Raw genomic sequence first — 22006 nt, 5'->3', positions numbered from 1 at the left:
ACTGGCAAAAGCACTCGCTGTGGTCGAGCAGTGCCCAAGTCAAGTGAAGGTCTCTGTGGCGAGGGGATTTAGCGAAACGTCGCACCGCCCCGATCGACTGCGAAGCAGTCGTAAAATCAGGCTATGTGGTGTGTCAGGCAGACTTGATTTGTAGAGTTCGGGGCTGCTTTGCAGCCCATCGGGGATAAATCCCCTCGCCACAGGGTTTCATTACCTCTTGGGGAGGGTTACTTCGGATAAAGCGGCGGCAATCCGCTGTCACCCACCGGATCCTGCACCCGCTCCGCCGCCGGAATCGTGCGGATCGCCCGCCACAGATCCTCACCTTGCCAATGCTGCCCCGTCTCGCTGTACAGCGCACCATTGAGCCCGTCCAGCGCATCGGACAACGGCACAAACCGCGCCGCCATGTCCGCCAGGGTCTCCGGCTGCTGCCGCGCCCAGGCATCGAGTGCCTGGCGGGTCGCTTGCGGATCATTCGCCTGGCACGCCCGCTTGATGTCGTCCAGCAAGGTGCGCGGGCTCGGGCCGGTCTGGGCGGCGCGATGCACCGCCGGTTGCCAGCGCGCACGCCACCACAGGCCGAAGCCGAGCAGGGTGGTACAGGCGAGGATCAGCGTGCTGAGTTTCCACCACCACACGGTATCGCTGTCGACAATGGCCGATTGCAGGGTGCCCGCCGGGGTGTCGACTTGCAGGCTCGGGTTGTTCGCCACCTGCAGGGTGCGCGCCGGCAGGCTGGTGTGTTCCAGATGATCTTCGAAGGTGTTCCACCAGACCACATCGACGGTGGGCAGCTCGATGCTGCCGCTGCGGCTGGGTACCAGCGCTTCGCGTTCTTCACGGCTGCCGATCAGGCCGCGCTCGCCGCTCTGGTTGCTCAGCACCGGTTGATCCGGGTAACGGCGCAGGCCGTTGGCTTCGGTGCCGGGCAGGGCCGGCAGCTGCGAGCTGGCTAGGCCTTCGACTTTCAGGGTCAGGCTGCGGGTCAGCGAGTCACCGACCTGAATGTGCTCAGGCTCCGGGTTCCAGCTTTCGCTCAGGCTTAGGCTGCGCGCCGGCAGCCACGGCGCATCGGCCGGATAGGTCAGCGGTTTCGGTTTGACCGTCAGGGCGATCTCGGCGGAATTGACCCGCAGCAATTTGCCCGGTTTCGGGCCTTGCGCGGTGGCGTCCTGGCTGGGCTGGGTGTCGACCAGCGTGGCGCTGAACGTTTGCGGAGCGATGAGCAGCAAACCACTGTGCTGCGGGTAGATCGCATAGCGCATCTCGATCACGCCATGGCGCACGCCGTTGATGTCTTTCTCGTAGGTGCGCATGTCGCCCAGTTGTTCGATCCGCGCATCGGCGATTTGCAGCGGGGTCAGGCTGCTGTCGTCGTACAGCGACACTGAATGGTAGATGCGCAGGGTCAGGATCGCCTGGGCTTGCACGTAAACACTGGACTGATCGAGGCTGACCTCGATGAACACCGGGTTCGGGTTGTTTTTTTCTGCGCGAGTATCGCTCTCGACCACTTGCACGGTGATCGGCTGGCTCTGCACGTCACCCAGTTGCAGCGGCGGAATGACCACGCTGCCGTTCTCTTTCGGCAGCAGGGTGATGATCCAGCGCGTGGTGGCGCGATTGTCACCATTGAGCGTGTTCAACTGGTTGACCTGACGCGTGCCGCGCACCTCGAACAACGGCTCCAGCGGCGTCAGGTCGGGTTTGCCGAACTGGGTGACGTCGCTGGTTTCGAGGGTGAGTTCGACCGTCTCGCCGGAGTTCAGGCGACTGCGATCCACGCTGGCCGTCAACTCGGCCGCCTGAGCGGTGGCCGTGCAGAGCAGCAGGGGCAGCAAGAGGGCGCTGAAGCGGGTCATCGAGTTTTTTCCTGATCCTGATGTTGTTGCTGTTCGTACCAGAATTTGCGTCGCAGCAGTTCGCCCGGGTCGTCCGGGATCTTGCCCAGCCATTGTTCCAGCGCCTGACGTTGCTCGCCTTCGAGGTTGTCCTCGCTCGGGCGCAGCGTCGGCACGGTGTCCGTTTCTTCCGTCTCGTCGATGCCCGGCACCTCGTTGGGGCCCGGTTGCGGCGGGGTGGTCGGCGGCGGCTCGGTGGCCGACTCGCCGGGCTGGGCCTCGCTCGGGGTCTCGTTTTTGACCGTCGGTGGCGGCGCGGTCGCTGGCGGTGGTTCATCGCCGGGCACGCTCGGCTGGGCCGGTTGCGGCTGTGGTTCGGCCGGCGGCGGGGTGTTCTTCTGCTTGAGCAGGTTTTCCACCAGGGCCTTGTTGGTCAGCGCCGGGCGCAAATCCGGTTGCAGTTCCAGCGCTTGCTCGTAGGCATCAATCGCCGCTTCCAGCTCGCCACTTTTCGCCAGCGCGTTGCCTCGATTGTAGTGGGCGCGGGCGTCGCTGCCTTCGGCGAAACGCTGAGCGGCGCCACTGTAATCGCCGGCTTCATACAACGCCAGCCCTTGCCACTGGTGATCTTCAAAGTGTTCGGCGGCCTCGGCCGGGCGCTTCTGCTTGAGCAAGTGCAAACCCTGTTGGTCAGGACGCAGCCACAGGTCTTCGAAGTCGAAAGCGTAGCTCGGCTGCGGCAAGCACAGCAGCAGCGGCAGGCAGAATAACCAGCCACGCCGTCCAGCACACGCGGCGAGCAGCAACAGCGGCAACAACAGCCAGTAGCCCTGATCGGCCCAGGTGTCCAGGCGCACAGTCTGACCATCGTTGCGCAGGCTGCGCGGGCCATCGAGCAGGCCGAGGGCGCGCAAGTCGGATTCGTCCAGACGCGCGCTGTGGTATTCACCGCCGACGCTGGCAAGGAACGCGCCGAGGCCCGGGCTGTCGAGCTGCGGCACGCGAATCGCGCCTTGTTCATCCTTGAGGAAACTGCCGTCCTCCTGAGCGATGGGCGCGCCTTCAGCGGTGCCGATGCCGAGCATCAATAGTTGTGCTGACTGCTCGCCGAGGGCTCGACGAATACCTTGGCGTTCTTCCTCGGTCAGCGAGGAACCGATCAGCAGGATGCGTCCCTGGCCCAGAGCCCCTTGCTTGAGCAAGGCCAGTGCCTTGCTTATGCCGAGATCAGCGCGATGGCCGCTTTCCGGCATCAGCGACGGTTTGAGCGCGTCCAGCAGATTGCGACTGGTCGCCAGGTCATCCGACAGCGGCACCAGCGTGTGCGCGCTGCCGGCGTAGACGACGATCGCGGTCTGCGCATCGCTGCGCGCCTGCAACAAGTCGAACAGCTTGCGCCGGGCCTGTTCCAGTCGCGTTGGCGGTGAGTCGGTGGCGAGCATTTCCGGGGTCAGCTCCAGAACGACGACCAGCGGGTCGGCGGGTTTCTGGCTGGTCTGTTCGACGCGTTCCCAACTGGGGCCGAGCAGGGCGACGAGGGTCAGCAGCCACGCCACGCCGAGGGCGACCCACGGCAGCTTGCTGGCGCGGCCATTGCCGCCGCTGAGCAGCGTCGAGTGGAACGCCGGCGGCAGAATCATCTGCCAGCGTCCAGCACGTTTCTGCCGGTGCCAGAGTTGCCAGATCAGCCAGCCGAGCAGCGGCAGGAGCAGCAGCCACCAGGGGCGGAACCAGTGCGGCCAGAGCGCGATCATCGGCGCCTCCGCAAACGCAGGCGCTTGAGACGCTCGCGCCAGTCAGGCAACGGACTTTGCAGATACAGCTCCTTGGTAAACAGGCGTTGCAGCGGGTTATCCGGCCACAATTCGCGGGCGACCAGCAACAGGCTCAGCAGCAGGGCAAAGGCCAGCGGCCACTGATACAAGGCTTGCGCCGGGCGCGCCTGGGTCGGTTGCTGGGTCACCGGTTCGAGTTGGTCGAGAGTGTCCCGGATCGTTTGCAGCTCTTTGCCGTCGCGGGCGCGAAAGTATTGGCCGCCGGTGGCTGCGGCAATCGCCTTGAGGGCCGGCTCGTCGAGGTCCAGGCTCGGATTGACCCCAAGCAGCCCGGTGCTGCCACTGTCTTCCGGGTCCGCACCAATGCCGATCGGGTAGATTTTCACCCCTTCGCTGGCGGCCAGTTTTGCTGCGGTCAACGGATCGATTTCGCCACCGTTGTTGGCACCGTCGGTGACCAGAATCAACACCCGGCTTTGCGCCGGACGCAGGCGCAGACGCTTGAGCGCCAGACCGATCGCGTCGCCGATGGCGGTGTTCTTGCCGGCAATGCCGATGCGCGCTTCATCAAGCCAGACGCGCACGGTGTGGCGGTCAAACGTCAGCGGTGCCTGCAGGTACGCCTGACTGCCGAACAGGATCAGACCGACGCGGTCGCCATCGCGGCTTTCGAGGAAATCCCCGAGCAGATGCTGAACCAGCGACAAGCGACTGACGTCTTCGTCCTGCCACTGCATGTCGGGAAAATCCATCGAACCGGACACGTCCACCGCCACCAGCAGATCACGGCCGCTGGCGGCAATCGGCAATGGTTCGCCGAGCCATTGCGGGCGGGCGGCGGCGCTCAGCAATAATAGCCACAGCAACAGAAACGGCGCCTGCTGGCGCCACGCCGGCAGATTGGCTCGGGCCCGGCGACGGGCGAGGCCTTCGAGGTCCGAGAGAAAACTGACGCGCAACGCCGGCTCGCCGCTGTCGGCCACCGGCAACACCAGACGCATCAGCCACGGCAGCGGCAGCAGCACGAAGATCCACGGCCAGGCGAACTCAAACATGCTTGCGAATCCAGGTGTCGACGGCTTGGGTCAGGCCGGCGATGGCTTTGTCGTCGAGTTTGCATTCCGGTTTGTAGGCGCCTTCGACCAGCACCATCCAGCGCGTCAGACCGGCCGCCGGGCAGCGGTTGTCGAGGAACGCCAGCCATTTGCGGCCATTGAGGGTGTGGCTCTGGCTGTAAGGGTAGTGGTTGCGGCACAGGCGTTTGAGCAGGCCGTTGAGCTGCTGCAGCCAGGCCCCGGCCGGTGCGCCGTCGTAGGGTTTGGGCATTTGTGCCAGTTCGGCCAGCGCGGCGATGCGCACCGGATCGAGCGGCTGTTCGGCGCGTACGATCGGGCGTTTCTTGACCGGAATGAACCGGCGCAAACGCCACGCCGCGAACCCGAGCAGCGGCAGCAATAACAGCAGCAGCCACCAGCCCGGCGCTGGCGGCCAAAAGTCGATCGGCGGTGGCGAAATCAGCGGTTGCAGTTGCTCGAGGCCGTTCATCGACTGCTCCCCGGGCGCTGCGGATTGAGGAACTCGCGCATCTGCTCGACCATTTCGCTTTGCGTGCTCAATGGCATCAGCAGCACCCGCAGTTTTTGCGCGAGCAATTCCCAGCGGGCGATACGAGCTTCGGCCTGAGCGCGATAGGTTTGACGCAGCTCGAAATTGAGGGTGTCGAGTTCCAGTTGCGCGCCCCTTTCCGCGAATCTGAGCAGCCCGGCGGCGGGCAGGGCGTGGTCCAGCGGATCGGACAGCGGCAGCATCAGCAGGTCGCAATGGCGCGCCAGCAGGCTCAGTTGCTGCTCGGCGCTGTCGGTCAGCGCGCGCTCGTCACAGATGACGATCACCAGACTGCCCGGGCGCAACACTTCGCGCGCCCGGCGCAGCGCCACGCCGAGGGCGTCGCGGTCCGGCTCGCGTTCGCTGTGCAGCGACTGATTGACCTTGACCAGGCGATTGAGCAGTTGCAGCAGGCTCTGCTTGCTGCGGCGCGGTTTGATTTCGTAATGCTCGTTGTCGCCGAACACCAGCCCGCCAACCCGGTCATTGTGCCCCAGCGCGGCCCAGCCGATCAGCGCCGCCGCTTGCGCCGCCAGCACCGATTTGAACATCAGCCCGGAGCCGAAAAACAGCCGCGTGCTTTGCTCGACCATGATGAAAATCGGTCGTTCGCGCTCCTCGTGGAACAGCTTGGTGTGCGGCTCCTGGGTGCGCGCGGTCACGCGCCAGTCGATGGTGCGCACGTCGTCGCCGGCCTGATACACCCGCACCTGATCGAAGTCGACCCCGCGTCCGCGAAATTTCGAGTGATGCAGGCCGATCAGCGGGCTGCGCTGACTTGGCGTGGAAAACAACTGCACTTCGCGCACACGGTGACGCATCTCGATCAGGTCGGTGAGGCTGATGCGGATGCCCGGTTCGGACGGCAGGGGGGCGTTCATGGGGGTCAAGCGACGGCTACGACGTCGAGAATCCGCTGCACCACCCGATCCTGATCGATGCCAGCGGCTTCGGCTTCAAACGACAGAATGATGCGGTGACGCAACACGTCGAACAGCACCGCCTGAATGTCTTCCGGGCTGACGAAATCGCGACCCGCCAGCCAGGCGTGAGCCCGGGCGCAACGGTCGAGGGCAATCGAGCCGCGCGGGCTGGCGCCATAGGCGATCCACTCGGCCATTTCCGGGTCGAACTTGGCCGGGGTGCGCGTGGCCATGACCAGTTGCACCAGGTATTCCTCTACGGCGTCAGCCATGTACAGACCGAGGATTTCCTTGCGCGCGGCGAAGATCGCTTGTTGGCTGACCCGGCGTTCAGGCTTGGTTTCGCCGTTGAGCGCTTCACCACGGGCCTGCTGCAGGATCCGGCGTTCGACGGCGGCGTCCGGGAAACCGATCTTGACGTGCATCAGGAAGCGGTCGAGCTGGGCTTCCGGCAGCGGATAGGTGCCTTCCTGCTCGATCGGGTTCTGCGTCGCCATCACCAGAAAAAGTGGTGACAGTTCATACGTGCTGCGCCCGACGCTGACCTGCCGTTCAGCCATGGCTTCGAGCAGCGCCGATTGCACCTTGGCCGGGGCCCGGTTGATTTCGTCCGCCAACACCAGGTTGTGGAAGATCGGCCCTTGCTGGAACACGAAACTGCCGGTTTCCGGGCGATAGATCTCGGTGCCGGTGATGTCGGCCGGCAGCAGATCGGGAGTGAACTGGATGCGATGGAACTGGGCTTCGATGCCCTCGGCGAGTTCTTTGATCGCTTTGGTCTTGGCCAGACCCGGAGCGCCCTCGACCAGCATGTGGCCGTCGGCGAGCAGGGCGATGAGCAAACGCTCGATGAGTTTTTCCTGGCCGAGAATCTGCGTTGAAAGAAAGGTTCGCAGCGCCAGCAGCGCTTCACGATGTTCCATCGGTGACTGTTCCTGGAAAGGGTGGCCCCAGGCGTTCGGATAACGCCGGGGCTGGGGGCGTTACTTTAATCCATCGAGGGGGGTGGCGACTAACGGCATTTTGCGCAAAGTGCGGGAAATGACCGGGGGATTTGTTGGAATTTTGTAGCAGGGGAGTGGTGAGGTGGCAGTTCTGGCCCCATCGCTGGCAAGCCAGCTCCCACAGGTATCAGCGGTGCGAATGCGATTTATGCAACACATCGCTCTCTGTGGGAGCTGGCTTGCCAGCGAAGAGGCCGACTCAGGCACCCTTAAATCTGGCTGATATAGGTCCCGGTGCCATCCAGAATATTCTTCAAGGTTTCCTCAACCTCCTCCAGATCCACCATATCCGGATTGAAAGTGATCTCCAGCACATCATCGCCATTCAGCGCATCGGCATCCGCCGCCGCGATCTCGATCTTCAGCAGCGTCTTGCCCAGGGTGACTTTCACCCCGTCGAGGGTCGAAGGCTCGCCATCCAGGGTGATCTCCAGCTCATCCTCATCGGGATAACGGCTCATCAGAAACATCTCGCCCTTGTCGCTATGGCAGCAGAGCATGGCCATGTTGTCTTCTTCGTCGTCGCACGGGTTGACGATCAGTAGGGCGGTGGTCATTTGCATGGGAATTCCTGCCTCGGCGGGCGTGTTGGTCGCAATTGGGCGCGATTCTGCCAGCCCTCGGGAATTTCTGCATGTGAGAGTGTCAGAGGATGTGTCGCGAACGCGACACAGGTCAATGGTCACTTCTGGCACAGATGTACCGTAAATACGGGCATTCAAGCCGCCGTTTTGCGCCATGACTGCTAGTGTTTACCGTTGCCAAAGCCTTGGTTTACGTGCCAATGACCGAATATGTCGCAGCACCGCAAGCAGACACATTGTCGCACCCATTAAGCTGCGCAACGGATGAGCACCCGTAAAGACATTGTCGGCGGCCTCGACAGTCGTTTTTGCAGATGCCCATTCAATGGAAGGTGAATGTGACCTGAGTGTCTCGTCCAGCTTCACCCACCTGTCCCCCTGTTTCCTCTGCCCGAGATTCAGGAACAGGGCGACACAAGCCCCGCAAGGGGTGTTGCACGCGACGCTTTCCATCAATAACAAGCTTAAGCGGAGTACCACAGATGGCGTTCTTCACCGCAGCCAGCAAAGCCGACTTCCAGCACCAACTGCAAGCGGCACTGGCGCAGCACATCAGTGAACAGGCACTGCCACAAGTGGCGCTGTTCGCTGAACAATTCTTCGGCATCATTTCCCTGGACGAGCTGACTCAACGTCGCCTCTCCGACCTCGCTGGCTGTACTCTTTCCGCGTGGCGCCTGCTTGAGCGCTTCGATCACGCGCAACCGCAAGTGCGCGTCTACAACCCTGATTACGAGCGTCATGGCTGGCAGTCGACTCACACTGCGGTCGAAGTGCTTCACCACGACCTGCCGTTCCTGGTCGACTCGGTCCGCACCGAGCTGAACCGTCGCGGCTACAGCATCCATACCCTGCAGACCACCGTGCTCAGCGTGCGTCGTGGCAGCAAGGGCGAACTGCTGGAAATCCTGCCAAAAGGCAGTACCGGCGAAGGCGTGCTGCACGAGTCGCTGATGTACCTGGAAATCGACCGCTGCGCCAACGCGGCCGAACTGAATGTGCTGAGCAAAGAGCTGGAGCAAGTGCTCGGTGAAGTGCGCGTCGCGGTCGCTGATTTCGAGCCGATGAAGGCCAAGGTGCAGGAGATCCTCACCAAGCTCGATCACAGCGCATTCGCCGTCGATGCCGACGAAAAGAGCGAAATCAAGAGCTTCCTGGAATGGCTGGTGGGCAACCACTTCACCTTCCTCGGCTACGAAGAGTTCACCGTTGTCGATCAGGCCGATGGCGGCCATATCGAATACGACCAGAATTCCTTCCTCGGTCTGACCAAGCTGCTGCGCACCGGTCTGACCAACGAAGACCGTCACATCGAAGACTACGCGGTGAACTACCTGCGCGAACCGACCCTGCTGTCGTTCGCCAAGGCTGCGCATCCGAGCCGCGTACACCGTCCGGCCTACCCGGACTACGTGTCGATCCGTGAAATCGACGCCGACGGTAAAGTCATCAAGGAACACCGCTTCATGGGCCTGTACACCTCCTCGGTGTATGGCGAGAGCGTGCGGGTCATCCCGTTCATCCGTCGCAAGGTCGAAGAAATCGAACGCCGTTCCGGCTTCCAGTCCAAGGCTCACCTGGGCAAGGAACTGGCGCAGGTACTCGAAGTGCTGCCGCGTGATGACCTGTTCCAGACCCCGGTCGACGAACTGTTCAGCACCGTGATGTCGATCGTGCAGATCCAGGAACGCAACAAGATCCGCGTGTTCCTGCGCAAAGACCCGTACGGTCGCTTCTGCTACTGCCTGGCCTACGTGCCACGCGACATCTATTCCACCGAAGTGCGCCAGAAGATCCAGCAGGTGCTGATGGAGCGCCTGAAGGCCACCGACTGCGAGTTCTGGACCTTCTTCTCCGAGTCCGTGCTGGCTCGCGTGCAGTTGATCCTGCGTGTTGATCCGAAGAACCGCATCGACATCGATCCGCTGCTGCTGGAAAAAGAAGTGGTACAGGCCTGCCGCAGCTGGCAGGACGACTACGCCGCCCTGACCGTCGAAAGCTTCGGCGAAGCCCACGGCACCAACGTGCTGGCGGACTTCCCGAAAGGCTTCCCGGCCGGTTACCGCGAGCGTTTCGCGGCGCATTCGGCCGTGGTCGACATGCAGCACCTGCTGAGCCTGAACGAAAAAAATCCGCTGGTGATGAGCTTCTATCAGCCGCTGGGCCAGGTGTCTGGTCAGCGCGAGCTGCATTGCAAGCTGTACCACGCCGACACCCCGCTGGCGCTGTCCGACGTGTTGCCGATTCTGGAAAACCTCGGCCTGCGCGTGCTGGGTGAGTTCCCGTACCGTCTGCGTCACACCAATGGCCGCGAGTTCTGGATTCACGACTTCGCGTTCACCGCAGCCGAAGGTCTGGACCTCGACATCCAGCAACTCAACGACACCCTGCAGGACGCGTTCGTCCACATCGTCCGTGGCGATGCCGAGAACGATGCGTTCAACCGTCTGGTGCTGACCGCCGGTCTGCCGTGGCGCGACGTGGCGCTGCTGCGCGCCTACGCCCGTTACCTGAAGCAGATCCGTCTGGGCTTCGACCTGGGTTACATCGCCAGCACCCTGAACAACCACACCGACATCGCTCGCGAGCTGACCCGGTTGTTCAAAACCCGTTTCTACCTGGCGCGCAAGCTGGGCAGCGACGATCTGGAAGACAAGCAACAGCGTCTGGAACAGGCGATTCTCACCGCACTGGACGATGTTCAGGTGCTCAACGAAGACCGCATCCTGCGTCGTTACCTGGACCTGATCAAAGCCACCCTGCGCACCAACTTCTATCAGACTGACGCCAACGGCCAGAACAAGTCGTACTTCAGCTTCAAGTTCAACCCGCACGCGATCCCTGAGCTGCCCAAGCCAGTACCGAAGTTCGAAATCTTCGTGTACTCGCCACGTGTCGAAGGCGTGCACCTGCGCTTCGGCAACGTGGCGCGTGGTGGCCTGCGCTGGTCCGACCGTGAAGAAGACTTCCGTACCGAAGTCCTCGGTCTGGTAAAAGCCCAGCAAGTGAAGAACTCGGTCATCGTGCCGGTGGGCGCGAAGGGCGGCTTCCTGCCGCGTCGCCTGCCACTGGGCGGCAGCCGTGACGAGATCGCGGCCGAAGGCATCGCCTGCTACCGCATCTTCATTTCCGGTCTGCTGGACATCACCGACAACCTGAAAGACGGCGCGCTGGTACCGCCGGCCAACGTCGTGCGGCATGACGACGATGACCCGTACCTGGTGGTGGCCGCGGACAAGGGCACTGCGACCTTCTCCGACATCGCCAACGGCATCGCCATCGACTACGGCTTCTGGCTGGGCGACGCGTTCGCCTCCGGTGGTTCCGCCGGTTACGACCACAAGAAAATGGGCATTACCGCCAAGGGTGCGTGGGTCGGCGTACAGCGCCACTTCCGCGAGCGCGGCATCAATGTCCAGGAAGACAGCATCACGGTGGTCGGCGTCGGTGACATGGCCGGTGACGTATTCGGTAACGGCCTGTTGATGTCCGACAAGCTGCAACTGGTTGCCGCGTTCAACCACATGCACATCTTCATCGATCCGAACCCGAACCCGGCGACCAGCTTCGTCGAGCGTCAGCGCATGTTCGACCTGCCGCGTTCGGCGTGGACCGACTACGACACCAGCATCATGTCCGAAGGCGGCGGCATCTTCTCGCGCAGCGCGAAGAGCATCGCCATCTCGCCGCAGATGAAAGAACGCTTCGACATCAAGGCCGACAAGCTGACCCCGACCGAGCTGCTGAACGCCTTGCTCAAGGCGCCGGTGGATCTGCTGTGGAACGGCGGTATCGGCACTTACGTCAAGGCCAGCAGCGAAAGCCATGCTGACGTCGGCGACAAGGCCAACGATGCGCTGCGCGTGAACGGCAACGAGCTGCGCTGCAAAGTCGTGGGCGAGGGCGGTAACCTCGGCATGACCCAACTGGGTCGTGTGGAATTCGGCCTCAATGGCGGCGGTTCCAACACCGACTTCATCGACAACGCCGGTGGCGTGGACTGCTCCGACCACGAAGTGAACATCAAGATCCTGCTGAACGAAGTGGTTCAGGCCGGCGACATGACCGACAAGCAACGCAACCAGTTGCTGGCGAGCATGACCGACGAAGTCGGTGGTCTGGTGCTGGGCAACAACTACAAGCAGACCCAGGCTCTGTCCCTGGCGGCGCGTCGTGCCTACGAGCGCATTGCCGAGTACAAGCGTCTGATGAGCGATCTGGAAGGCCGTGGCAAGCTGGACCGTGCCATCGAGTTCCTGCCGACCGAAGAGCAGATCAACGAGCGCGTTGCGGCAGGCCATGGTCTGACCCGTCCGGAGCTGTCGGTGCTGATCTCGTACAGCAAGATCGACCTCAAGGAACAGCTGCTGAACTCGCTGGTGCCGGACGACGACTACCTGACCCGCGACATGGAAACGGCGTTCCCGCCGACCCTGGTCAGCAAGTTCTCCGAAGCCATGCGTCGTCACCGTCTGAAGCGCGAGATCGTCAGCACCCAGATCGCCAACGATCTGGTCAACCACATGGGCATCACCTTCGTGCAGCGACTCAAAGAGTCGACCGGCATGAGCCCGGCCAACGTGGCCGGCGCCTACGTGATCGTGCGTGACATCTTCCACCTCCCGCACTGGTTCCGTCAGATCGAAGCGCTGGACTACCAGGTTTCCGCTGACGTGCAACTGGAGCTGATGGACGAGCTGATGCGCCTGGGCCGTCGCGCTACCCGCTGGTTCCTGCGTGCCCGTCGCAACGAGCAGAACGCTGCCCGTGACGTCGCGCACTTCGGTCCGCACCTGAAGGAGCTGGGCCTGAAGCTCGACGAACTGCTGAGCGGCGAAATCCGTGAAAACTGGCAGGCGCGTTATCAGGCTTACGTCGCGGCCGGTGTGCCGGAGTTGCTGGCGCGTATGGTGGCGGGTACCTCGCACCTGTACACGCTGCTGCCGATCATCGAAGCGTCCGACGTCACTGGCCAGGATCCGGCCGAAGTGGCCAAAGCCTACTTCGCCGTGGGCAGTGCGCTGGACATCACCTGGTACCTGCAACAGATCAGCGCGCTGCCGGTTGAAAACAACTGGCAGGCTCTGGCCCGTGAAGCGTTCCGTGATGATGTGGACTGGCAGCAACGTGCGATCACCATCTCCGTCCTGCAACAGGGCGACGGCACCCAGGACGTGGAAGCACGTCTGGCGCTGTGGATGGCACAGCACGAAGGCATGATCGAACGCTGGCGCGCCATGCTGGTGGAAATCCGTGCTGCGAGCGGCACCGATTACGCCATGTACGCCGTTGCCAACCGTGAGCTGCTGGACCTCGCGTTGAGCGGTCAGGCGGTGGTGCCTGCGGCTGCTGCGAATGCCGAGCTTGAACCGGCCTGAGTAGTGGTTGAATGAAAAAGCCCCGGTGTCGTGAGATGCCGGGGCTTTTTTATGCTCGTTGATCCGCTCCCTGTAGGAGCTGCCGAAGGCTGCGATCTTTTGATTTTAAAAGTCAAAAGATCGCAGCCTTCGGCAGCTCCTACAGGGATGGGGTATCACCACAAAACCTGTGGGAGCTGGCTTGCCAGCGATGAGGGCCTTGGAGTCAATACAACTTATGTACTTGTTTGTTATCAAGCATCGACACTTTATCTGTCGGTCTGGTCAATAAATTACTCAACGACTGATCAAACTTCTGCAACGCCCGAACTTGCACATCCTGTTGCTGATTAATATCCGCGACGATTTCTTCCGAGCCTTTGAAGTCGGCCCAAACTGGCGTCAGTTCTTTCGCTTCAGAACCTTTTGCTGTACCGATGTAGTTCAACTTCGCATCATAAAAATCCGCACTCACATCAGCCTTGATGTCGGAACTGCGCGAGGTGATCAACTGGCTGTGGGTGTCGATGATCGCCACCACGTCGGGATGCGCCGCGCGCAGGCTCTGCATGTCCGGGTACACCGTGACGGAGCCGAACTGGCGTTGCAGCGAGGCCTTGACCCAGTCCACGGCCATGTCCGGTTTCGAGGTGTTGACGTAGGCGTCGTGGATCGGCTGCACCAGCAGGCTCTGGCCGAAACCGGTGCCGGCGTTGGCCTGATAGTCACGCAGGTATTCGCGGTTGGTCTGGGTGCTCGGGCTGTAGACCACGCCCAGTGACACGTCGGGACCGCTTTGCACTTGGGCGGCGCTGCTGCGGCCGACCGGTTGGGTAAACAGCGTGTCGAGGGACGAAACCGCTTTCGGCGCGGTGGGTACGGAACAGGCGGACAAGGCTAAAACGGATATCGCCAGGGTACTGGCAAAGGCAAGTTTCATGGTGAGTCTCCCGTGAAGCAACTTCAGTCGGAACGTCAGAGTTGTCGCGGCTGTTTGTGACGGGCGCACGACAGTTGATTCAGACTAAACCCGCCAACCTGTAAATAAGCTGACAATTTTCCGTGTTGTGGCGATGTATTAGTTTTATTGGCTTTAAGGCAAAACGGTTAATTTCGTCCGGACATAAAAAGGCGCAAAACAGGGTTTTGCGCCTTTTTATTTATGGCTGTGCCAACCACCATCAGTTTTTCAAAGGGATCAGCACTTGTTCGTCCGGCGCCAATACCATGAACACCAGCAACTTCGCCGGTTTGCTTTTGCTGGCGTTCTTCGACACCAGATGTTCGGAGCCGGCCGGTTCGTACCAGAACTGGCCTTTCTTGTAGGTGATCGGCTGTTCGCCCTTGACCTGGGAAGTCACTTCGCCTTCGAGCACATAGGCCATGGCGGTACCGTCGTGCTTGTGGGCGATGGAGGACTGGCCGGGTTTGTAGTCGACTTCAATCATCATGGCTTTCTTGCCGGGGGCGTTTTTCAGCATCTGGTCTTGCAGGACGGTGACTTTTTCCGACGGGTCATGGGCCAGCGCGGCAGCGGACATGGACAGGGCGAGAATGGCGGTGAAAAGGTGCAGGGCTTTCATGGCGGATCACCAGTTGGGGAGGGGTGGTGACCACAGTAGTCTGCGGGGTGGGGCGTGCAAACGGCCAATATTCGGGAAGATCGGGTGACCAATCGATCGTTCGGCAGTGCGGCTGAATACGCCTTCGCGAGCAAGCTCGCTCCCACAGTTGAACGCATTCCAAATGTGGGAGCGAGCTTGCTCGCGAAGGCGTCCGGTCAGACGATAGGGAAACTATTGAAATCCACACTATTGGCCAGACGGCTATCGATCAGGTCAATAAACCCCTGCGCCTCGGGCCGGTTGAAGTGCGCCTGCATCGCCGCTTCCGACTGCCAGCGTGCGCTCACCATCCAGCGTTGGTTGTCCTCGGGGCAGCGGTCGACCATATAGGCGTCGCAGCCCGGTGTCTGGCGCAGGGTGTCGACGATCTTCTGCAACTGCCGGCCGAGCTCTTCCGAACGGCCGGCGGCAGCGCGCACCTGGACGGTGTTGATCACTTCGTTGGACATTGCTCACTCTCCTGAATCAGGCCGGACGAATCCTGCTCATTGAGGGATAACGCCCATGCAGAATAGGCCCGCACCGGTTGATCACCAATAACCAATCGGCGGTTAATCGCGCAGACCAATCATTCACGCCACTTGTTGCAGAATATCGCGCAGGCGATCCAGAGCGGTGTCGATATCGAGGGTTTCGATGGCGCCGAAGCCGAAATACAGGCCGCTCCTCACCGGCTGTTGATAATAGAAAATGTCGATGGGATACAACCCGACCTCGACCTTTCTCGCCAGCTCGATCACCAGCGCCAGATCGACCGGCACCTTGCACAGCACCGCCATGTGGAACCCGGCGCTGGGCGGAATCGCCTCCAGCCACGGCGACAGATCCGTGACCATGCGCGCCAGAATCCGCTCGCGCCGCTGGGCGTAAATCGCGTGGCAGCGGCGGATGTGCTTGAGCAGGCAACCTTCGGCAATGAACTTGGCCAGCGCCCATTGCGGCAAGGTTGAAGCGTGCTGGTCAGTGAGCTTTTTCGCGCGGATCACCGCTTCGAGGATCGCCGGCGGCAGAATTGCGTAACCCAGGCGCAGCTCCGGCAGCAGGGTCTTGGAGAAGGTGCCGACGTAGGCAACGATCCCGCGCTTGTCGAGGCTGAACAGGGAGTCCGTAGGCCGGCCTTCATAGCGGAACTCGCTGTCATAGTCGTCCTCGATGATGATCGCGCCCAGTTCATACGCCCGGGCGAGTAACGCCTCGCGGCGCGCCTGGCTCATTGGCATGCCCAGCGGAAACTGGTGCGACGGGGTGACGTAAATCAGCCGCGTGCCCTCGGGAATCTGGTCGACCACAATGCCTTCGGCATCCACCGGAACTCCGCTGACTGCGGCGCCGTGGCTACCGAACAGCAGGCGGGCCGGCGGATAACCCGGGTCTTCCATCGCCACTCGGCTGCCGGGGCTGATCAGCACGCGGGTGATCAGGTCCAGCGCCTGCTGCGCGCCGTTGCACACCACGATGTCCTCGTCCCGACCGTTGATCCCGCGCGAAAACGCGATGTGCCGGGCAATCGCATTGCGCAGTGCCGGCAAGCCTTCGGGGACGCTGTAGAAACCTTTGGAGCCGGCCATCTGGCGCATCGCATGCGAGACGCAACGGCGCCAGTCGTCATGCGGGAACTGGCCCTTGCTGGTGGCGCCGCCGATAAAATCGTAACGCAGCGAACCTTCCAGCGTCGGGTGCTGCAGGAACATCGGCAGGTTGCGCCAGCGCTCGATCTGTTCGGCGCTGGCCAGTTCGGTGTGGCTTTGCTTGCGCTGAATCTGCGCCGGACGGGCGTTGACGTAAGTGCCTTTGCCGATGACGCCGGTGAGGAAGTTTTCGTAAGTCAGCTGCGCGTAGGTGTCGGAAATGGTCTTGCGCGAGATCCCCAGTTGCTCGGCCAGCAAGCGACTCGGCGGCAACTGTGTGCCGGCGGCCAGACGCCCGGACTCGATGGCGCCGCGCAGCTGGTTGTACAACTGGCCGGCCAGGTCCTTGCGGCCATTGATCACGACGTGAAGTTCCATACCGACGCGGCTCCGGGGGGCGATTGGGGTGTCGGCCAGATTACCGCTGTTGCCGGATCGACAATAGTTGTCTACCCGAAAAACTCCAAATTGGCCCCAACCCGTGTAGGAGCTGCCGAAGGCTGCGATCTTTTGATCTTGCTTTTGTTTGAAAAAAATCAAAGTCAAAAGATCGCAGCCTGCGGCAGCTCCTACAGGGGATTTGTGTTTGGCCGGGGGGCAATGGTGTGGCGGTTTTTCGTGGAATTGGGGCTGTAACGCAGGCGCATCAGCGCTTACCGTAAATCCACTATCCCGCATTCCGAGACCTGCCCATGTCCCCGCGTCTGGACTACTACAACGCCTCACCCAAGGCGATGAAAGCCATGCTCGCCATGGAAGCGCTGACCCGCGACCTGAGCATCGAGGCGCCGCTATTGCAACTGATCAGGATCCGCGCTTCGCAGCTCAACGGCTGCGCGTTCTGTACCGACATGCATTCAGTGGATGCGCGGCGCGCCGGGGAGAGTGAGCGGCGTTTGTATGCGATTGCGGTGTGGCGCGACAGCGGCTTTTTCAATCCCCGCGAGCGCGCCGCGTTGGCCTGGGCCGAGGCGGTGACGTTGTTGGCTGAAAGTCATGTGCCGGATGATGTTTACCAGTTGGCCAAAGCGCAATTCAGTGAAGCTGAACTGGTGGATCTGACCATGGCCGTCACCACCATCAACAGCTGGAATCGCCTGGCGGTGAGCTTCCGCCAAATCCCAAGCGACTGACGTACACACCCTGTGATTGAGGTGTTCCTTGTGGTGAGGGGATTCATCCCCGATGGCCTGCGTAGCAGGCCCAACACTATCCGACGCGGGTCCGTCAGATAAACCGAGTCAGCGGGATTGACGACTGCTGCGCAGCCGATCGGGGATAAATCCCCTCGCCACAGGTGTGTTTCCCCTTCCTGTAGGTGTGTGAGTTTCTTAGCCTCAGGTGTTTGACTCATTTATTGGTTAATGGGGAGATTCCGTTATTCGCGGCTGGGCGTTGTGGTTTGACTGAGGTGCCGAAGGTGTTGCCCATGCGTGTGCCTGTTGCGGCCGGCGTCGCGAGGCCAACCTGATTTGGCGGCCGTTTGTTCACGGGAACGTTCATTGCCTCCTGATTCTTCTGCGCGGCGGCAGCACCCTCGAGGTTGTTGCCCATCTGCTGGCTCAGACAATCGTAATTCGGCGCCTTGTAGCCGCCCACCGTCACCTCCACACAGCCCAGCGGCTGTTCGGCGTGGGCACTGGCGAAGGCGCTCAGCAGCAGCCCGCCGAGGGCGATTTTCCACAGTGATTTCATGCAAGCCTCCTGGCCGGCCGAAGCGGCCGCTCTCTATTGGCAGTCTAGTGCAAGCCTTGCGCGAATCCCGTGATGGTTTTTTTGCACCGCCCGTCACACCAGATTCATAAACAGCCATCAGGATGACGGTTTTCAGGGGTACGTCAGCCGTGCAGCGAGGCAGTTCCAGGGACGGTCTTCAGCGTTCAGCGACTCTCGTGCGCCGGGTGAGTCTGGGGCTGCTGCTTGGCTGGTTCAGCGGCGGGGCGACAGCCGGACCGTTGCCGGCCGACCTGCGCATGACCCTGCACATTCCGGCGCAGGATCTGGCCCGGGCGCTGGATCAGTACAGCCACGCCACGGGCGTTGCGGTGCTGGTCGACAGCCAGTTGAGTCGTGGCCGGCGCTCATTGGCGGTCGATGGCGAATACACCGCTGCCGATGCGCTGCGTCGTTTGCTCGGCGGCAGCGGCCTGATGGCGCGTTATGCCCGCGACGACGCGTTCACCTTGCAGGTGGCGCAGGTCGAGGACGTGCCGTCGGCGTTGGACAGAACCACCCCGGCCAGTGCCGCTGTCAGTCGCAGCTACGCCACCGCCGTGCAAGCGGCGATCGAGCGCAACCTGTGCCGTTCGCCGCTGACCCGTCCGGGCAGTTATCGCGCAGTGTTGCAGGTCTGGGTCGGGCGCGACGGCGTGGTGCAGCACAACCGGTTGGTCACCACCACCGGTGATGTACGGCGCGATACCGCGCTGGTGGAGAGCTTTCGCAATCTGAGGATCGACCGGCCGACGCCCAGCGCGTTGCGTCAGCCGGTCACGTTGCTGTTGTTACCGGAGTCTTCAGGGAAACGCATGGAATGCACCAAATGGGAAGGAGTTTCCGGGGGATGAAAGACACCGGACAAGGTTCGATGGTCCAGCTGTTCCTGACGTCCTATGAGGACTTTCGGGTGCGCTTGCGACGCCGTCTCGGCTCGGAAGACCTGGCCAACGACGTGCTGCACGAAACCTACCTGCGGGTCGACCGCATGGAAACGCCGCCGAACCTGCTGCGGCCCAACGCCTACCTCTATCGCATGGCCCTGAACATCGCCGCCGACCGCCGTCAGGCCGATGCGCGCCTGCTCACCGGCGAGGAAGTCGAAGAGCTGCTGCAAGTCGGCGACGAGGCGCTGGACCCGGCGCGGGTGGTGGGCGGGCAAAAGGAAATTCAGTCGCTGCTCAGTGCTCTCTACGAGCTGCCCGCGCGGCGTCGCCGAATTTTCATCGCCGCGCGGCTGGAGGAGGCCCCGCACCTGGAAATCTCCCAGCGTTTCGGCATCTCCACGCGCATGGTCGAAAAGGAAATCAAAGCTGCATTGGGCTTCTGCGCCGCGAAACTGGAAAGAAAAGTGTTTCAGCGGTTCGGTCGCGGGGCCGGAAAACCGTCTTCTGAATAGTGCCCGATCATTTCGTTGAGAACCTGCGCGTTTGAACATCTTTCGACTGACACCTGCCAAGCCATCGGCGGCCGACAATCTGCACAGCGAAGCCTACGACTGGTTGATCTTGCTGACCTCGGGCCGCGCCACCCTGGCCGACGCCCGCGCCTTGCGCGACTGGTGTGCGCAGAGCGCCGAACATGCTCAGGCTTTCGAGCAGGCCAAGGTGTTGTGGCACAACCTGCAGCCTGCCGCTGAAAGGCTGCAGTCGCCTCGGCGCTTCGGTCGCCGGGCGTTTCTCGGTGGTGCTATCGCGGCATCGGCGGCGTTCCTGCTGGTGCGCGGCACGATCCCCGGTGGCTTTGAAGGGCTCGGCGCCGATTACATCACCGAAGTCGGCCAGCAGAAGCGCTTTGAACCCGCCGACGGCGTGCGCCTGGAACTCAACACCCAGACCCGCATCAACCAGCGCGCTGGCGATGATGGTGTGCAGGGTTTTGAACTGGTCAGCGGTGAGGTTGAAGTGCAGACCGCGCGGCTGCCATTGGCGATGCAGGCTGGAGGAGGGTGGTTGCGCGCCAGTCAGGCACGGTTCAACCTGCGCAACACCGATCAGCAAGTGTGCGTGACGTGCCTTGATGGTTCGGTGGACGTCAATGTCGATGGCCACAGCCTGCGCCTGCAGCCCGGTGAACAACTGACCTACGACGCGCAGCAGGTGGGCGCAGTGCAAAGCGTCGACACCGCCGCAGTAATGAACTGGCGCCAACAAGTGCTGGTATTCAACGGCGCAACCCTCAGCCAGATGATCGACGAGATCAACCGCTACCGCCCCGGCATGCTGCTGTTGCTCAACCGCGAACTCGGCCAACGCCGCGTCCAGGCCCGCTTCAACCTCGACCAACTCGCCGGCGTCGCCCTGCTGATCCGCGACGCCTACGGCGTTAAATGCACCGAACTGCCCGGCGGCGTCGTCGTCCTCAGCTAACCCAATCCCACCAACCCCACCAATCCCAATGTAGGAGCTGCCGAAGGCTGCGATCTTTTGATTTTGATTTTGAAGATCAAAAGATCGCAGCCTCCGGCAGCTCCTACAGAAATCTCCGATATGCAGGGATATCGCCATAACCGGCATGCATCACTGCAACGGCCCCATCACCTGCCGATACCGCTCCACCCCCTGCGCCGTCTCCCGCGTCAACCGCACCTCCAACCCCAACGGATCCTCCCGCCGATTGCCACTCAACTGCCGCCAACCCTTATCCACCTCCCAAACCCGCACCTGCACATCACTCACGCCTTGCAACACCGCCACTCCATTCCCCGGCGCGGGCAATGGATAGCGACTGCGCGCTTCAGCCACCGCCCGATACAACGTATCCCCCTTGACCCACCAACGCACCCGCTGCAAAGCCCCAACCTGATCCGCCGCACGGCGAATAATGTCCAGCCGAAACCCCTTGCCGTCACTGCTCCGCACAGTAATCGCAGGCGGCGCACTCGGCGGCTCCTCATCCACGCCAACCTTCTTTGGCTCAGTCAATTCAATACCCGCGCGCATCTCCACATCACGCTGCAACTGATTCAACGCCCGCAACAAACGGTCGCTCTGCTCACTGCTCGCCTGCAAATGACTGTCCGCCCGCGTCACACTGTCCAGCCCGCGCCAGGCAATCAAACTGACCACCGCCATCAGCAAAATAGCGACCATCACCTCGATCAGGGTAAAGCCCCGTTGATCGTTCATTGCACACTGATCCTTCCACTGGCATCACGCAGCACACTCAGCCGATTGAGCCCATCAGACAAGGTCAATTGCAGCGGCGGATTGATCCACTCGGCGTTAAGTACAACCTTCTGCTTCGGCTCCACCCGCACCTCCAGCTTCGGACTCTGCCAGGTGCGCGGCCGCAACTGCGGGTCATCCTTGAAATGCTCAAACCCCCGACCACCGTCACTGCGCCGACTGAACCGAAAGCCCTTGCCATCACTCACCCACACAATCGGCCGGCCATCGGCGCGGGCCTCCGCCTGCGCCACCTGCAGCAACTGCGCCACACGCTCGGCGTCCTTGCGCAGCAACTGCAGCGGATCCGGCTTGATACTCAGGCTGATCGCCGCACTGGCGATCCCGATGATTACCAGCACCACCATCAACTCGATCAGCGTAAAGCCCTGTTGCTTGCCCACCTTCATCGGTTGCGCGCTCCGTTGCGTCTTGCCCGTCCCAAAAAAACATCCTGCACGGCCAACATGTAAGGCGTGTGAAATAAAACCGTGAGAATTGCCGCGTAGCCTGTCAGCAGGGACTAAAAGGAGATTCAGCCCATGATGCTCACCACCCGCATTTCCCCCCCGCAAACCGTCCAGGCCCTCGCACTGCTCGCCGCCCTGGTCGGCGTCGCGACCTGGTCGTCTCTGCTCCTGACCTCCGCCGAATCCCACACCCCACCAGCGCCCCCGCAAATGCTTGCGGCACGCAGCGATAGCCCGGCGTTGCAGTGGTTTTCTAACCAGACGGCGCCGGTAGATATCAAAGTGAGCGGGGTGATGGCGGGCAGTCG

The 22006-nt window shown here is 62.0% G+C and carries 20 protein-coding genes and 1 pseudogene; 7 read left to right on the top strand and 14 right to left on the bottom strand.

Translation table 11 applies throughout. From position 1 onward, the window contains the following. Nucleotides 1-227 precede the first annotated feature (227 nt). The 7 genes from L6D63_RS16795 to L6D63_RS16765 all read right to left on the bottom strand — a co-directional run bounded on the left by L6D63_RS16795 (nucleotide 228) and on the right by L6D63_RS16765 (nucleotide 7714). The gene (locus L6D63_RS16795) at nucleotides 228-1865 is read right to left on the bottom strand and encodes a BatD family protein (RefSeq protein ID WP_131670261.1); all 1638 of its coding nucleotides are present in this window, start codon (nucleotides 1863-1865) and stop codon (nucleotides 228-230) included. Continuing rightward, nucleotides 1862-3598, bottom strand: a complete 1737-nt coding sequence (locus L6D63_RS16790) for a tetratricopeptide repeat protein (RefSeq protein ID WP_131670262.1) — start codon at nucleotides 3596-3598, stop codon at nucleotides 1862-1864. Before L6D63_RS16790 ends, L6D63_RS16795 begins: the two co-directional genes overlap by 4 nt. Then, a complete protein-coding gene (locus L6D63_RS16785; RefSeq protein ID WP_131670263.1) occupies nucleotides 3595-4674 on the bottom strand; it encodes a vWA domain-containing protein in 1080 nt (359 codons plus the stop codon). Before L6D63_RS16785 ends, L6D63_RS16790 begins: the two co-directional genes overlap by 4 nt. Further along, nucleotides 4667-5164, bottom strand: a complete 498-nt coding sequence (locus tag L6D63_RS16780; protein WP_047293910.1) for a DUF4381 domain-containing protein — start codon at nucleotides 5162-5164, stop codon at nucleotides 4667-4669. The genes L6D63_RS16785 and L6D63_RS16780 overlap by 8 nt, the downstream gene beginning before the upstream one ends. Next, on the bottom strand, nucleotides 5161-6105 hold the full coding sequence (locus tag L6D63_RS16775; RefSeq protein ID WP_047293911.1) for a DUF58 domain-containing protein: 945 nt from the start codon (nucleotides 6103-6105) through the stop codon (nucleotides 5161-5163). The genes L6D63_RS16780 and L6D63_RS16775 overlap by 4 nt, the downstream gene beginning before the upstream one ends. Nucleotides 6106-6110: 5 nt before the next feature. Beyond that, on the bottom strand, nucleotides 6111-7070 hold the full coding sequence (locus L6D63_RS16770) for an AAA family ATPase (RefSeq protein WP_003218556.1): 960 nt from the start codon (nucleotides 7068-7070) through the stop codon (nucleotides 6111-6113). Between the two features lie 290 nt (nucleotides 7071-7360). Continuing rightward, the gene (locus L6D63_RS16765; RefSeq protein WP_131670264.1) at nucleotides 7361-7714 is read right to left on the bottom strand and encodes a hypothetical protein; all 354 of its coding nucleotides are present in this window, start codon (nucleotides 7712-7714) and stop codon (nucleotides 7361-7363) included. Nucleotides 7715-8217: 503 nt separating this feature from the next. Here L6D63_RS16765 and L6D63_RS16760 point away from each other — a divergent pair. Continuing rightward, on the top strand, nucleotides 8218-13113 hold the full coding sequence (locus L6D63_RS16760) for an NAD-glutamate dehydrogenase (RefSeq protein ID WP_047293913.1): 4896 nt from the start codon (nucleotides 8218-8220) through the stop codon (nucleotides 13111-13113). Between the two features lie 205 nt (nucleotides 13114-13318). Here the strand turns inward: L6D63_RS16760 and L6D63_RS16755 are convergent, their stop codons facing one another. The 4 genes from L6D63_RS16755 to pdxR all read right to left on the bottom strand — a co-directional run bounded on the left by L6D63_RS16755 (nucleotide 13319) and on the right by pdxR (nucleotide 16723). After that, nucleotides 13319-14032, bottom strand: coding sequence for a hypothetical protein (locus L6D63_RS16755; protein WP_047293914.1), 714 nt, complete (start codon nucleotides 14030-14032; stop codon nucleotides 13319-13321). Nucleotides 14033-14273: 241 nt separating this feature from the next. Then, a complete protein-coding gene (locus tag L6D63_RS16750) occupies nucleotides 14274-14675 on the bottom strand; it encodes a cupin domain-containing protein (protein WP_131670265.1) in 402 nt (133 codons plus the stop codon). Nucleotides 14676-14872: 197 nt separating this feature from the next. After that, a complete protein-coding gene (locus L6D63_RS16745) occupies nucleotides 14873-15166 on the bottom strand; it encodes a putative quinol monooxygenase (protein ID WP_047293918.1) in 294 nt (97 codons plus the stop codon). Between the two features lie 123 nt (nucleotides 15167-15289). Further along, nucleotides 15290-16723 carry a MocR-like pyridoxine biosynthesis transcription factor PdxR gene (pdxR, locus tag L6D63_RS16740; RefSeq protein ID WP_131670266.1) on the bottom strand — a complete coding sequence of 478 codons (1434 nt, stop codon included), beginning with the start codon at nucleotides 16721-16723 and terminating at the stop codon, nucleotides 15290-15292. Here pdxR and L6D63_RS16735 point away from each other — a divergent pair. Together L6D63_RS16735 and L6D63_RS16730 are read left to right on the top strand one after the other, a co-directional pair. Beyond that, nucleotides 16712-16981 (top strand): hypothetical protein, encoded by a 270-nt coding sequence (locus L6D63_RS16735; RefSeq protein ID WP_131670267.1) that lies wholly within the window; start codon nucleotides 16712-16714, stop codon nucleotides 16979-16981. The two genes, pdxR and L6D63_RS16735, sit on opposite strands and share 12 nt — an antisense overlap. A 56-nt stretch (nucleotides 16982-17037) precedes the next feature. Continuing rightward, nucleotides 17038-17478, top strand: coding sequence for a carboxymuconolactone decarboxylase family protein (locus L6D63_RS16730; RefSeq protein WP_041062432.1), 441 nt, complete (start codon nucleotides 17038-17040; stop codon nucleotides 17476-17478). 217 nt (nucleotides 17479-17695) lie between these two features. Here the strand turns inward: L6D63_RS16730 and L6D63_RS16725 are convergent, their stop codons facing one another. Beyond that, entirely contained in the window at nucleotides 17696-18040 is a 345-nt protein-coding gene (locus L6D63_RS16725) for a hypothetical protein (protein ID WP_131670268.1), read from the bottom strand. A gap of 206 nt (nucleotides 18041-18246) precedes the next feature. Here L6D63_RS16725 and L6D63_RS16720 point away from each other — a divergent pair, with 206 nt between their 5' ends. From L6D63_RS16720 to L6D63_RS16710, 3 genes are read left to right on the top strand one after another with little or no spacing between them, the layout of a single operon-like run. Beyond that, nucleotides 18247-18912 (top strand): secretin and TonB N-terminal domain-containing protein, encoded by a 666-nt coding sequence (locus tag L6D63_RS16720; RefSeq protein WP_236170358.1) that lies wholly within the window; start codon nucleotides 18247-18249, stop codon nucleotides 18910-18912. Beyond that, nucleotides 18909-19460, top strand: a complete 552-nt coding sequence (locus L6D63_RS16715; protein WP_041062424.1) for an RNA polymerase sigma factor — start codon at nucleotides 18909-18911, stop codon at nucleotides 19458-19460. Before L6D63_RS16720 ends, L6D63_RS16715 begins: the two co-directional genes overlap by 4 nt. Before the next feature lie 31 nt (nucleotides 19461-19491). Continuing rightward, entirely contained in the window at nucleotides 19492-20430 is a 939-nt protein-coding gene (locus L6D63_RS16710; protein ID WP_131670270.1) for a FecR family protein, read from the top strand. Nucleotides 20431-20580: 150 nt separating this feature from the next. Here the strand turns inward: L6D63_RS16710 and L6D63_RS16705 are convergent, their stop codons facing one another. Together L6D63_RS16705 and gspH are read right to left on the bottom strand one after the other, a co-directional pair. After that, complete coding sequence (locus tag L6D63_RS16705; protein WP_131670271.1) at nucleotides 20581-21189, bottom strand: prepilin-type N-terminal cleavage/methylation domain-containing protein; 609 nt, start codon at nucleotides 21187-21189, stop codon at nucleotides 20581-20583. Beyond that, a complete protein-coding gene (gspH, locus tag L6D63_RS16700; RefSeq protein ID WP_131670272.1) occupies nucleotides 21186-21638 on the bottom strand; it encodes a type II secretion system minor pseudopilin GspH in 453 nt (150 codons plus the stop codon). The genes L6D63_RS16705 and gspH overlap by 4 nt, the downstream gene beginning before the upstream one ends. A gap of 132 nt (nucleotides 21639-21770) precedes the next feature. On the opposite strand from gspH, the pseudogene L6D63_RS16695 reads away from it, so the two are divergent. Then, nucleotides 21771-22006 (top strand): annotated as a pseudogene (locus L6D63_RS16695) (type II secretion system protein N); the annotation flags it as partial.

This window comes from Pseudomonas parakoreensis (assembly GCF_021602155.1).
Lineage (GTDB): Bacteria > Pseudomonadota > Gammaproteobacteria > Pseudomonadales > Pseudomonadaceae > Aquipseudomonas > Aquipseudomonas parakoreensis.
Note: the sequence above shows the minus strand (reverse complement) of the source record. Positions and strands in the feature narration are given on the sequence as shown.